The sequence below is a fragment of the Bradyrhizobium manausense genome, from assembly GCF_001440035.1.
Taxonomy (GTDB): Bacteria; Pseudomonadota; Alphaproteobacteria; order Rhizobiales; family Xanthobacteraceae; genus Bradyrhizobium; species Bradyrhizobium manausense.
Genome location: NZ_LJYG01000084.1, coordinates 1 through 12,754 on the forward strand (window position 1 = coordinate 1; position 12,754 = coordinate 12,754).

Genomic DNA, 12,754 nt, shown 5'->3' on the forward strand with positions numbered 1-12,754 from the left:
AACGCATTATCCCCCTGATCATGTGCGGTGGTGCCGGCACGCGGCTGTGGCCGGCTTCGCGCGAGGTGCGGCCAAAACAGTTCCTGCCGCTGTTCGGCCCGCGCTCGACCTTCCAGGACACGCTGCTGCGTGTCTCCGATGCGTCGCTGTTCGACCGGCCTGTTGTCATCACCAATGCGGCGTACCGCTTCATGGTGCTGGAGCAGCTCGCCGAGATCGGCATCGAGGCCGACGTGATCCTCGAACCGATGCGCCGCGACTCCGGTCCTGCGATCGCCGCCGGCGCGGCATTCGCGCAAAACCGCACCAGTGAAGCGATCGTGCTGGCGCTCGCCGCCGACCATGTGGTGCGGGACAATGCCGCCTTCGTCGCGGCGTGCCGCGAGGGCCTCAGCGCCGCGAGCACGGGACGCATCGTCACCTTCGGCGTCAAGCCGGAGCGGCCGGCGACCGAGTACGGCTATATCAGCCCGGGTGAGGTGATCTCAGGCGAGGTCCACGCAGTCGCGCGCTTCGTCGAGAAGCCGGATGCGGTGAAGGCTTCGGATTACGTCAATTCCGGCTATCTCTGGAACAGCGGCAACTTCATGTTTCCCGCAAGCCTCCTGCTCGGCGAATATCGCAGGGTCGATGCGGCGAGCGTGGATGCGGTGTCCTCGGCGGTGAACAATGCCGGCCGCGATCTCGGCTTCGTGACGCTGGAGCCGCAGGCCTTTGGCGCGGCCAAGGCGATCTCGATCGACTATGCCGTGATGGAAAAGACCTCGCGCGCGGCCGTGGTGCCGGTGTCGTGCGGCTGGTCCGACGTCGGCTCCTGGCGCGCGGTGTGGGAATTGTCCGACAAGGATGCGCAAGGCAATGCGGCGCACGGCACCGCCGTGTTCGAGGATTCGCGCAACTGCAACGTCACGACCGATCATGCGCTGGTCGCGCTCGAAGGCGTCGACGATCTCGTCGTGGTCGCGACCGCGGATGCGGTGCTGGTCTCGCGCCAGCAGGATGCCAACGGGCTGAAGCGCCTGATCACCAAGCTGAAGGCGGTCGCGCCGAAGGTCACCGAGGAGCATCTCAAGGTGCATCGGCCCTGGGGCAGCTACCAGTCGGTCGACAATGGCGAGCGCCACCAGGTCAAGCGCATCGTGGTGAAGCCGGGCGGACGGCTGTCGCTGCAGAAGCACCACCATCGCGCCGAGCACTGGATCGTGGTCCGCGGCGCCGCCCGCGTCACCGTCAACGAGACGGTGAAGACGGTGCACGAAAACGAGTCGATCTATATCCCGATGGGCGCGGTGCACCGGATGGAGAACCCCGGTAAAATCATGCTGGAGTTGATCGAGGTCCAGACCGGGTCCTATCTCGGGGAAGACGACATCATCCGGATTGAAGACGACTATCAGCGAAGCTGAGGAAGATTGAAATGCGCATCGCGATGATTGGAACGGGCTATGTCGGACTGGTGTCTGGAGCCTGCTTTGCGGATTTCGGTCACGACGTCACCTGTGTCGACAAGGACGAGAAGAAGATCGCTAGCCTCCATCGCGGCGAGATCCCGATCTATGAGCCGGGCCTGGACGAGCTGGTCGCCAACAACGTCAAGGCCAAGCGGCTCGATTTCACCACCGATCTGTCCAAGCCGGTTGCGGATGCGGACGCGGTGTTCATCGCGGTCGGCACGCCGTCGCGCCGCGGCGACGGCCACGCGATCTGTCCTATGTCTACGCCGCGGCGAAGGAGATCGCGCAGTCGCTCTCCGGCTTCACCGTGGTGGTGACGAAGTCGACCGTGCCTGTCGGCACCGGTGACGAGGTCGAGCGCATCATCCGCGAGACCAATCCGTCAGCCGATGTCGTGGTCGCATCCAATCCGGAGTTCCTGCGTGAGGGCGCCGCGATCCGCGACTTCAAGTTTCCCGATCGCGTCGTGGTCGGCACCTCCGACGAGCGCGGCCGCAAGGTGATGGGCGACATTTACCGACCGCTGTCATTGAACCAGGCGCCGCTGATGTTCACCGCGCGCCGCACCGCCGAGATGATCAAATACGCCGCCAACGCCTTCCTCGCGACCAAGATCACCTTCATCAACGAGATCGCGGATCTTTCCGAGAAAGTCGGCGCCAATGTGCAGGAGGTTGCCCGCGGCATTGGCCTCGACAACCGCATCGGCACGAAATTCCTGCACGCCGGTCCCGGCTTCGGCGGTTCCTGCTTTCCGAAGGACACCAAGGCGCTGATCAAGATCGCGCAGGACTACGACGTCAATTTGCGCATCGTCGAATCCGTGCTCGCGGTCAACGAGAACCGCAAGCGCGCGATGGCGCGCAAGGTGAGCCAGGCGCTCGGCGGCTCCTTGCGCGGCAAGACCATCGCGGTGCTCGGCCTGACCTTCAAGCCCGATACCGACGACATGCGCGATGCGCCGTCGATCCCGCTCGTCACCGGTCTGCTCGACATGGGCGCCAAGGTGAAGGCGTTCGACCCTGTCGGCATGGAGCAGGCGAAGAGCGAGCTGCCCAGCATCACCTATTGCGAAGATGCCTATTCCTGCGCGCAAGGTGCCGATGCGGTCGTCGTCGTCACCGAATGGACCCAGTTCCGCGGCCTCGATCTCGATCGGCTGAAGGCGGCCATGGCCCAGCCCGTCGTCGTCGACCTCCGCAATATCTTTAGGCCCGAAGATATGGCCAGCGGGCTTCGTGTATGAAAGCATTGGACGCTGATGGCTCCGCCCCTAGTCTTCGGATGAGCTGCTGGCTGCTCGAGCAATGATCCGTGCGAGAGCTATCAACGCTATCCCACAGATCGCCCCGATAATCTTGACCAATGCATCAAGGGGCCGCCCGTGTCTGTCCGGAGTTAGCAATTGCGCGGCTTCTAAGGTAACTGCACTTCCAACAACGACCAGGAACACAAGAATAATGCGGTTTGGGTAGGCAAGCATGAACATCAGGCCGAGCACAAAGAATGCGGCAAAATGCTCAATATGAGCAGGCGCGATGGTCGGCCGATCGTAGATCGGCGCTAGCGTCACAAACGCAACGAGAGCAAGTACCAGCCAGCCAGCGACGAGATAAAGTTTTGCCATGCTCATCAGAGTCTATTGGTAACGCGGAAAAGACTCCGCTGAGCTCCTGCTACGATCTCTCCCGCCGCCGGTTTAACGAGCGCATCGTAAGTATAGACCCCGGGATTGCATGGGACACGCATTATAATTGTATCTGGCGGTACGACGAGCTTCTGAGGCAACAAAGTCTCCTGTCCTCCGGCGGCAAAGGCGTCGCCGACGGTCGCACAAATCGGCGAAATTGAAATCAGAAAGAAGTATCGACCTGAGCCTCTTGAAAACCAACACATTTTGAGTTCCTCGCGTAGCTATTGATAGTGGTTGTTTTGATCAGGCTGGCCTATGGGGCTCCTAAACAAATGAGAGCCGAGTTGCCGGTCGGCAATCTTGCGCACGTGGGTGCATAGCTATGGCGGTGGGGTGGAGCGGTGTCGATGTCCAGCGTATCATCAGAGAGCAAGTCTAGGTTGAGACGTTCTTGACTCTCGCCGGGATCTACGGAAACATTGCGACATTTCAACCAGGTTTTTTTGGAGCATTCGCCATGGCAACATTTCACATGGACTCGTCGGTTACTCAATCGGTCACGCGAGCTGTACCTAAAGCCGCTGTCCTTTCCTGCACCGCAACTAGCGTCCCCGATGTTTATGCGCACGCCATTTGGGTTGTCGTCGGTGATATAAGACAGTTCACGCTACACGCGGGGGACAGCATGGTTGTTCCTGACGCGGCAACCCTGACAATCTGGATCTTTCGGAAGAACCCCGGGAAAAGCACCTGGAGCGCTGATTTCGATCTTACCTAACGATCAGGGCGCATTTAGCGCTCTGCCGTTTGCGGCTACGACGCCTAGTCGGCATCGCGCGCACCGCTTGAATGCGAGGCAGGGCGGACGGGCGGCTTATCTCGCATGGACGTCAACGACGATCACTGACGTCCCGCGCTGCTTTCGGTTTTCGCAGGATATTTCCATTGTAAACGTTTCGCTACGGCGCGCCGGCCGGCGCGCCGTAGCGAAACGAAGGGCCGGCGATCGTGACGACCCCGGCGCTTGGGCGCGTAACCAACTTGACGCTATCAAGCAGGATGGTCTTGCCGCTGCCTGTTGCAAGGCGTGATGATGCGAGCGGCATAGCGGGAGGGTGGCTTCGTCACTGAGCTTGCGGCCAGGTGGCTCTGGGTTGAGTGAAAACCAGAGGTGATGCGGTGGCGCGTCGCAGTGCGTTTGCTTGCAGATGAGACAGGGCTGGCCATTCGGGCAGCGTCGCAATGTACATGCTCGGCTCACGCAGGGGTGCGCGGCTCCTGCCGTCGCTGAGCTCGATCGGATCGTCGAAGACACAGGCCCACAGCTTCATGCATGTGTTTCAGCCTCTTGCCGGACTTGGCGGCGGTCTGTGTCGGGCAGACTTGTTCGTTCCGGTGGATTTCGTCCCAACGGCGCCTTCGGCAACCCTGACGCGCCGACGTAGCTCTAACAGCTCGCAATATGCGGCACGAAGCGAATCGTTATAATCGAGCGTCGGCAATCGTTTTGAAGAATTCGTCGTGCCGTAGGATGAGTATCTGATCATCTCGAACACGCTGCGTTCTTGAAATTCTCGCAAGCGTATCAAGGTAATCCATCCGAGCAACGTAAACCGCTCGTTAGTGTTGATGTCGCGAGAAAACGTTAAATCGGGAACAGCCGATTCTCACCTTGTGCCTGATCGGTCCCAATGAATACTCGGTCCGCGAAGGACGGCCAGCGCCTCGGGCGAGGCCGCTACGCGAGCGAGCGCTTGCCGTCGTATTGGCTCTGAAGAGGTATCTCTACAGCGCTCGGTGATGCGCAGCGCATCCTTGGAGAGTATCTTGAGCCTCAATGCTGCATTAACGAACGCGTTATTCTCGATCGATTGGTTGAACTACTCGAAAGTCCCAAGCAACGTCGCGGCCAGACTACTGTTGCAATAGATCTTAACGATGAGCAATGGCTCGGAGCGCGCTGCTCGCGTCCGCCGCTGGCACACATCACGGCATCACGTTTATGGCGGCAAGTGCAGCCTCATCGAAGCTTGGGGCACCCATTGTAAAGTAGAGTACCACCAGAGCGATGGCAGCAAATACCACATATGAAAGGGTGATCAAGCCGTCGTGACTGCGAGCGAGGGACGACATGGGTGCTGAACGATGTGCAATATCCATGACCAAATTCCTCTGAAACGGCGCTTCATTGCGCACGCCGAGACTTTAGGCCGTGTTCGAGAGAGAGCTGTGAAGTAGTTCACAGTATGTTGCACAAAATTCTGGGTCGGCGGTGCGATTGCAATGAAGGCGCGCGGACGCCCGCTTGCGCCGCTCCATTGTGACGTTCTCCTTGCAACCTCGTGCTCCAGTGCAAGGACGGGCACTACCCGAATACGTTGGCGGCGGTTTCATCCCACGCCGAAAGCTAACTTTCCCTTCTGAAAATCTGATCTACCTCAGACCGGCCATCCGGCGCCGACCACGAACCCAGGAAAGCCGACCGCCTGTTGTGGCCCCGTCGCCGACCTAGCGGAGATCATGGCTGGAGTCCGCAATGCGTATTGAGCGGACATACATCCGGCTGCTTTGCTCGGCCAGCGAAAGGACGGCCGAGCGTCGGGGCCGGGGCCGAGTGTCCATAGCGGCAATTAGCGCTGGATAGGTGAGGCAGGTCTGCCTGCAACGCCCTCAGCGGCCTTCTATGAATTGCGTGACTGACTTGCGGGGTATTCGGATCTAGTGATTGGCGAGCAGCCAAGTCACGTCTTGATTGGAATCGATGCTGATTGATCGGTCAGTTGCCTCTCGGCCTGTTCGGCAAGACGGTCGTATTCCTCAGCCATAGTGATCAGCCGGGCTCTGGCCGCCGCGTCTCGTGTTCGCTCCGCTTTGGCGCGCGTCTGAGCTGCGCGTTGCAACCAATGGCTTGGGCTGGAGAAATCGCGCGACATCGGAGCCACCTCATTTCAACGCACCAAGGGAAGTCCGCGATTCGGTTCCAAATGAGGCATGAGGAGAATCGGCGCATGCGTCTTCTGGGAGAGAAGATCGGCTAACAGCCATTAACCGCCTCCGTGCTAATCGATTTACCATGTTGAAAGCGCGTATTGATAGAAGTTGTAGTGGCGTGCCTACCCATGGAGGTGCCCAAAATGATTTTGATTAAGCGATTTTTTGCGGATGAGAACGGTCCCACCGCGATTGAGTATGGGCTGATCGCAGCCGGCATCGCGCCGGCGATCATCACGGTGATCAACGGTCTCGGCACAAGCCTGAGCGACAAGTTCGGCTCGATCGGTAGCTCGCTAAAATAGTATGGCCAAAGGATCTATCCGGAGCGCAATCGCGGCGGCGGTGATGATCAGTGTCCAGGCATACCTTGAGCAGCTTCGCGCGGCCTACAGGAAGCGTCTTGCTCGCATCGAACGAGAAGGCGAGCCTGCCGACCGATACAGCGTAGAGGAGCGGGCAGTCGAAATCCAGCGCATCAGAGCGACGATTGCTCTCCTAGAGCAAGATTTGCACGACGCGAAATGACGGCATCGTGTTCATCACGAGGCGGCCTTCGTCGGCCGGACGAAGGTCCCGCTCTCGCGCAGATCCAGCCAGCCACGCTCCCCGCCAGTGCCGGCCCTTAACTCCGCGTTCATGACCTCGTGCTTGTACAGGCGCCTTGGCCAACTCGATACAGATGCGGCCGCCCTGCACCGGCTCGATGTCGCCGGCAATTTCGACGAGCTTGCGGTGCCTGACCAGTCTGCTGTGCATTCGATAGTTGCGGGCTGCGGAGTGGTGGTCAATCCGAGAGTTAGCTCCTGCCACTTTCCGGGCTACGTCGCGATCAAGGATGCTCGCTTCGCCAGCCGGGCCATCGGCTCTCTCAACGTGGCACAGAGGCAAACTAAGCTATTGATCACTTTGCAGCGGAACGGCGCGGCCTGGCCCGGTCATCTCGCGTTTGCGTGAAATGATGGCGACATCGAAAATGGGCTCCAATAGACGCATCTCCCAGCATCGCGCTGGCCGAGCTCGCCCCGCGAGCAGGGTTCCGGATTAGATGAACCTGAAATGATGTGCGCCGGAGGGAACGCTAGCTAGCCATGCAGCGCTGCCTCATCGGGAGCAAGACGGTGGCTGATCGGGACAGGAACTATCGCTACTTCCGCGCGGTTGACCTGCTTTACATCGGGAGAAGGTCAATGAACCGAACATCTCTTCTTGTTGCTGCGTTGTCTCTCGCCGTCGCTACATCGGTCCTCGCACAAGGCGGAGGGGGCGGTGCCGGCGGGGGCGCGGCTGGCGCGGCCGGGTCATCCGCTAGTTCAGGCGCAGGCACGGGCACATCGACCAGCGCGAACGGCGGTCCCTCAGCACCATCAGGGATGGGCACGAGCGCGACCACGACCGGCGTGCACACCAACAACTCCCCCATCAATCCGAATGTCCAGCCGCCGACGCCAAATGGGACGGCGCCCGCGACCGGCTCCAGTCAAACCACGCAAAGCGGCACTGATCGGTCTGGCATTACAGCAACAAACGGCTCGAATGGCGTCAACGGCCAACAGATGAGCCCCGCCGAGCAGGCAAGGACGGGGGTCAAGACGCTTCCCCAAGACCAAACTCCGGGTGCTGTCAGCGCGCCAGGCGTTGGTGTCGGCCATGCGGCGAACGGCTTGCCGATCGGCACCCCAGGCTCCGGGACCAGCAATGTAGATCAAAAGTAAGCCAAGGCCGTTCCCTCGACCAACGGGCCCGCTACGGCGGGTCCTGTAGAGCAGCCAGCCACCATCTCGAGGTAAGTGCTCTTGCGCGCCTCATTGGGTGATGATGCCGTCAAGGGTCCGTACGGGGGCCCGATGCCGAGGTCTGGGCCCGCATCTTCCAGGCGGCGATTGTAAGATTGCCGTCAGGACTATGAACTAGCTTCCCCGAAACAAATAGTGGCTTTGTCACATCGGACGGGCCACCGACCGAACTTCGGATATGCGGGGATTTGAGGTCGGCGCTGATGGTGGCGAGGCTCAGCTTGGCTGATAGGGGGGCCGCGCGGCGCAAGACCATGAGCGAAAACTTGTTCGAGATACTCTCCATCTGTTTCTCACCTTTGGCTTTGCAGCTGGCTATGCCACCCGCTATCTGCAATCTCGCAGGATTCGCAACCGCCTCGATGCAGCGACGTGATCGTATTCACGCAGGAAACGATGTTCCTTAAGTTGGGGATGTCAGCCACAGACGCCTAGGCATCAGCCCTTGTACTCCACGATATAGAGACCGGCGCTGAAGTCCGTCACGTAGCAGAGCGCGTTCTTGTCGACGAACACATCGGCCGAGTGCAGCACAACGGGTCTATTGGGGCGCGGGTCCACCCATTTCGTGGGCGGCGGCGGCACGAAGGCGCCGATCTCCTTTGGTCGGAACTGATTCCTGATGTCGTACACGCGCAAGCCGGCGTTCTGATAAGTCGCGAAGATGACCTCCTCGCTATAGAAGGATTCGGGTCGGTTTTCGTGGATGTTGTGCGGGCCGAAATGGCCTCCGACCTTCAGATAGTCCTTGTCGGACGGGGCTGGGAAGGTCGAGATGCTTATCGGATTGGACTTGACCTGATTGTCGAAGATCCAGATCGGCTTGAACCCGTCTTCTTGATTGTCGAGCACCGTCTCATCGACCACGACAAGGAGGTTACGATCACGTAGGGGAAGGGCATTATGCGTTCCGCCGCCAAAGGGTGGAGCCCACACCTTGTGGGTAATGAGTTTTGGATTGGCCTTGTCCTTCACGTCGACAACTGCGAGACAGGCGTCGCGCCAGCTGCAATACGCAATGTCGTCCTGGATGATTGGATGATGCAGGCCGAAGCGGCCGCTTTTGGTCGGCCAGTTCGGGACTTCACCGGCCGCCTTGTTCATGCCGGGCAGCCAATACTTGCCGACGAGTTGCGGCTTCGTCGGATCGGCGAGGTCGATCACGATCATGATGTAGTCGGTGAAGCCATCAAGCAGCGCGGAAGCATAGGCCCAGCGCCCGCCAGTCCAGTAGATGCGATGCAGGCCGGTGCCGTCGACCGGCATGAAGCCGATCTGCTTGGGGTCACCCGGCGCCGAAATGTCATAGACGGCCATGCCGGCCGACCAGTCGCGCTTCTCATTCTTCTCGTTTGCGTGGTGCCCAACCGAGCCTTTGTAGTAGTTCTTTTCGTCGGCGAGTTCGGCCTGCGCGAACATGTCCTTGTTGTGAATAACGAGCAGCTTATCCTCGGCCGCCTGGAGGTGGAGCGTCCAAGTGTTGTGGGGCGCGGCGATGTATCTGACCGTCTTCGGCTTTCCGGGGTCGCGCACGTCGACCACCGTGAAGCCCTTGGAGAAGATGTGCCCGATGTAGGCGAAGCCCTTGTGAACCATGATCTGAACGCCGTCGCATCGACCGCCCTGGTCGCTATAGCCGACGAGCTTGAAATTGGAGGTTGCGTGGTCGGGCTTAGGAAGATCGCTGCTCATCTGTTGTCTCTCTAGCAAGGGGTAATGGCCGCCCTGAACGTCCAGGTCGGCGGCGGCCGCCGCAAATTCGCGCGCGACCGCCTTTTCTGTCTTTTCCTGTCGTAACCTGATTACTTCACGCCCCAGATCTTCTTGTACTCGTCGCGATAGCCGTTGCCGGGGTCGAACTTGTTATCCTTGCCGCCGTCCTTCTCGACGTTCTCAGCGGTGAAGAGGTGAACGTGAGGAACAAACCCGCTGGGCTTCTCGCCAGCGAAGGCGCGATTGATTTCGTCGACCATGATCCAGCCCTGCAAGTTGAGCGGCTCCGCCACGGTCGCGATCTGATATTGCTTGTCACGGATGCGCTTGAATGCGGGAACCGAACCGTCGCCCGCCGAGATCTGCTGCGGGAAGCCGTTGGCTGGATCGACGCCTGCGGCCTGCAACGCAGGGGCCGAGAAGTCGTAGTAGAGGTCGTTGACCGCGATCGAATAAGTCCACTGCTTGCCGTACTTGGAAAGCAGTGAGGTAGTGAGCTGACCCATCCGGTTGGAGAGATCGGCTATCGGAGTGTCGACGACTTCGAGTACCTTGCAGCCCTTGCAGCCTTCGACGGCCGCTCGTTCCGCATTCGTCTTGGCAGTCGCGATCGCATAAATCGAGTCTGTGAACAGGATGACGCCCGCGTGGCCGCCGGACTTGACCACGGCCTCAAGCCCGGCAGAGGTGGCGACCTCGGTCGGATCGGTCGTCACGTTGGTGAATACGGCAGGAATGCCCTCGATCGCGCCCGGGTTTGGACCTGCGTGCCAGCCGACAATCTTAATGCCGGCGGCGGCGGCCTGCTCGAGAAGTGGCTGCTGCTCCTTACTGTCGATGCCTACGTTGAGGATGCCTTGAGGCTTCATCGCAATCGCCTGCGTCAGCGCTGTTGCGTGCCCGGGCACGGTGCCTTGGCCGTCGAGCTGGCGCACGTCCCAGCCCATCGCCTTGGCTGCCTCCGCCGCACCATCGCCGGCGCCCTGCGCGCCGCCGTTGCGCTGATCGGTCGAGACGATGACGATCAGCTTCTTGCCCTGCGCTTTCGGACCCGCGGTAGGGCCGTCCCACTTGGTCACAGGCGCGGCAACATTTTCAAGAAAGGCTTTCGCCTTCTCCATATACGCCGTGTCGTCGTCGGCGTGCGCCAGGGCCATGCCTAGCCACAGCACCCCTACCGAAGTCAAAAGTCGCGTCATTATAGCTTTGGTCGTTATAATTTTGGTCGTTGTCATTGCTTCTCTCCCAGGATTAACAGGCGGCCTCCAGGTCGCCAGGCCGGCTTAGCCGGCGTTTGCGCAAAGACATCAGGCGACCCTGGCTGCCTTCGCGGATTCTGATTCTACCGGTGCCGGCTGTGGATCGCGCGGCGGCCTGACGACGGTACGGCGCCGCTGCGCGAAAGCGGCGAGAGCGATGGCGACGACCAGCGTCGTACCGTTGAACAGCGGTTCGACGAAGAAGGCGCCGCCAAATAACTGAATGCCCGAGATGCCTACCGCCAGAATAAGGATGCCGAACACGCTGCCCCAAACGTTCACGCGGCCGGGCTTGATTGTTGTCGACCCGAGAAAGGCACCAACGAGCGCCGGCAGCAGGAAGTCGAGGCCGACATTGGCCTGACCGATTCGCAGCTTCGCGCCGAGCACACAACCGGCCAAGCCGGTAATGATACCGGAGGTGACGAACACGCCGATCACACAAGCCCGGACGGGGATGCCATTAAGGGCAGCCGCCTTCTCGTTGGCGCCGATAGCATAGATAAATCGTCCGATCGGCAGGCGCTCGCTGAAGATCCAGAGAAGCAAGGCAAGGCCGAGCACGTAGAATGCAGGGATGGGTATGCCGAAGAGCGAAGCCGAGTTGATGGCGATAAAATCCGCCGGCAGCGTGCCAATGATCTGACGGCCCTCTGTGTGCCAGAGCGCGAGCGCATAAAGGATGGTGCCCGTGCCGAGCGTCGCCACAAAGGCATCGACCTGCGCGACTTCGACAAGCACGCCGTTGACAAGACCGACGAACCCGGAGCAGGCCATGACGAGGAGGATCGCTATCGGCCACGGCACGCCATACTTCACCTGAAAGCTGATGGCCAGGATGTGCCACATCACTATGCCGAATCCGACCGTGAGATCTATGCGGCCTGCCATCATCGGCAGCGTTGCGGCGAGTGCAAGCAGCGCGACGATCGATTTGTCCGCGAGGATAGAGCGCGCGTTTAGCCAAGTCGGAAACGTGTCGGGCAGAAGCAACGAAAAGAAGACGATGAGCAGCAACGTAAGCAAGGGCAGGCCGTACACGGGCAGCAACCGCAAGACCGCCTGAACGCGGGACAACGAAGCAAGTTCTGGCCTCGTCGGTTCCAGAGCATTCGACTTTATGGATTGCATCCTGGGTCTCGCTCAGTGAACCGCATCTACTGCTGCGGCGCTATTTCGCTCAACGCCGGCGGAAGCGGCAGCGAGCAAATTGCTGATTGACAAATCTTCTGAATGAACTTCGCGCACGACTTGGCCTCGACTAAACACAAGGGCGCGATGGCAGACCTTCGCGATTTCCTCGAAGTCGGTTGAAACGATCAAAATGCCCGCGCCTTCATTGAGCGCGACGTCGAAGAGCCTGTAGATCTCCGCCTTCGAGCCGACGTCGACGCCGGCGGTCGGGTCCTCGAAGACGTAGATCTTCGATTTTAAATTCAGCCAGCGTCCGACCACGACCTTTTGCTGATTTCCGCCGGAAAGCAATTCGATGGCGAGGTTCGGGTCGTTGGGTCGAAGATCGACGGTTTCTCCCAGCTGCATGGCGGCAAAACGCTCGTTCCGCGGCGAAAGCCAAGTCGAAAGCTTGCCTCCTGCCGCTGGGGAATTAAGGAACACGTTCTCGCGTACCGAAAGTCCCGGAATGATTGATTCTCCGACGCGGTCTGCACAGACGAGACCAATCCCGAGGTTCATTGCCCGACGTGGAGAATCGATATCAACAGGCATGCCATCGACCTGGATTCCGCCGCCTGTAAGACGTTCGACGCCAAACAGCGCACGGCCAAGCGTCTCCTGACCGCCACCGCGCAAGCCCACGAGTCCAACGATTTCGCCCGCGTGAACGCTGCAATCGATCGGCCCGATTGCACCGATCGAGGCTTGATCAAATGCCAGCCGAGCCACGCC

10 protein-coding genes and 1 pseudogene are annotated in these 12,754 nt (G+C 60.1%); 4 read left to right on the top strand and 7 right to left on the bottom strand.

Translation table 11 applies throughout. The features are described from left to right. Together AOQ71_RS18925 and AOQ71_RS18930 are read left to right on the top strand one after the other, a co-directional pair. Positions 1-1,406: mannose-1-phosphate guanylyltransferase/mannose-6-phosphate isomerase (locus tag AOQ71_RS18925; RefSeq protein ID WP_245316978.1), on the top strand; the 1,406-nt coding region annotated here is incomplete at its 5' end. 11 nt (positions 1,407-1,417) lie between these two features. After that, positions 1,418-2,716, top strand: a pseudogene (locus AOQ71_RS18930) (UDP-glucose dehydrogenase family protein). 11 nt (positions 2,717-2,727) lie between these two features. Here the strand turns inward: AOQ71_RS18930 and AOQ71_RS18935 are convergent. The 3 genes from AOQ71_RS18935 to AOQ71_RS45190 all read right to left on the bottom strand — a co-directional run bounded on the left by AOQ71_RS18935 (position 2,728) and on the right by AOQ71_RS45190 (position 6,020). Continuing rightward, positions 2,728-3,087: a VanZ family protein gene (locus AOQ71_RS18935; protein WP_083513878.1), complete on the bottom strand. Its 360-nt coding sequence runs from the start codon at positions 3,085-3,087 to the stop codon at positions 2,728-2,730. Between the two features lie 1,986 nt (positions 3,088-5,073). Beyond that, positions 5,074-5,247, bottom strand: coding sequence for a hypothetical protein (locus AOQ71_RS45185; RefSeq protein WP_157083340.1), 174 nt, complete (start codon positions 5,245-5,247; stop codon positions 5,074-5,076). A 581-nt stretch (positions 5,248-5,828) separates the two neighbouring features. Continuing rightward, a complete protein-coding gene (locus AOQ71_RS45190) occupies positions 5,829-6,020 on the bottom strand; it encodes a hypothetical protein (protein ID WP_157083339.1) in 192 nt (63 codons plus the stop codon). Positions 6,021-6,221: 201 nt separating this feature from the next. Here AOQ71_RS45190 and AOQ71_RS18950 point away from each other — a divergent pair, with 201 nt between their 5' ends. Both AOQ71_RS18950 and AOQ71_RS18960 read left to right on the top strand, forming a co-directional pair. Then, complete coding sequence (locus tag AOQ71_RS18950; RefSeq protein WP_057741287.1) at positions 6,222-6,383, top strand: Flp family type IVb pilin; 162 nt, start codon at positions 6,222-6,224, stop codon at positions 6,381-6,383. A 346-nt stretch (positions 6,384-6,729) separates the two neighbouring features. Next, positions 6,730-7,035: a hypothetical protein gene (locus AOQ71_RS18960; RefSeq protein WP_157083338.1), complete on the top strand. Its 306-nt coding sequence runs from the start codon at positions 6,730-6,732 to the stop codon at positions 7,033-7,035. A 1,277-nt stretch (positions 7,036-8,312) separates the two neighbouring features. On the opposite strand, the gene AOQ71_RS18970 is transcribed toward AOQ71_RS18960, so the two are convergent. The 4 genes from AOQ71_RS18970 to AOQ71_RS18985 all read right to left on the bottom strand — a co-directional run. Beyond that, entirely contained in the window at positions 8,313-9,566 is a 1,254-nt protein-coding gene (locus AOQ71_RS18970; RefSeq protein ID WP_057741272.1) for an LVIVD repeat-containing protein, read from the bottom strand. Positions 9,567-9,676: 110 nt separating this feature from the next. After that, a complete protein-coding gene (locus AOQ71_RS18975; RefSeq protein ID WP_430648601.1) occupies positions 9,677-10,804 on the bottom strand; it encodes a substrate-binding domain-containing protein in 1,128 nt (375 codons plus the stop codon). A 90-nt stretch (positions 10,805-10,894) separates the two neighbouring features. Continuing rightward, complete coding sequence (locus AOQ71_RS18980) at positions 10,895-11,977, bottom strand: ABC transporter permease (protein WP_057741267.1); 1,083 nt, start codon at positions 11,975-11,977, stop codon at positions 10,895-10,897. A gap of 12 nt (positions 11,978-11,989) precedes the next feature. Beyond that, on the bottom strand, positions 11,990-12,754 hold a 765-nt coding region (locus AOQ71_RS18985; protein ID WP_157083437.1), incomplete at its 5' end, for an ATP-binding cassette domain-containing protein.

Coding starts and splice junctions, on each gene's coding strand:
- AOQ71_RS18950 (WP_057741287.1), top strand. CDS start 6,222: ATGATTTTGATTAAGCGATTTTTTGCGGATGAGAACGGTCCCACCGCG.
- AOQ71_RS18970 (WP_057741272.1), bottom strand. CDS start 9,566: ATGAGCAGCGATCTTCCTAAGCCCGACCACGCAACCTCCAATTTCAAG.
- AOQ71_RS45185 (WP_157083340.1), bottom strand. CDS start 5,247: ATGGATATTGCACATCGTTCAGCACCCATGTCGTCCCTCGCTCGCAGT.
- AOQ71_RS18935 (WP_083513878.1), bottom strand. CDS start 3,087: ATGAGCATGGCAAAACTTTATCTCGTCGCTGGCTGGCTGGTACTTGCT.
- AOQ71_RS45190 (WP_157083339.1), bottom strand. CDS start 6,020: ATGTCGCGCGATTTCTCCAGCCCAAGCCATTGGTTGCAACGCGCAGCT.
- AOQ71_RS18980 (WP_057741267.1), bottom strand. CDS start 11,977: ATGCAATCCATAAAGTCGAATGCTCTGGAACCGACGAGGCCAGAACTT.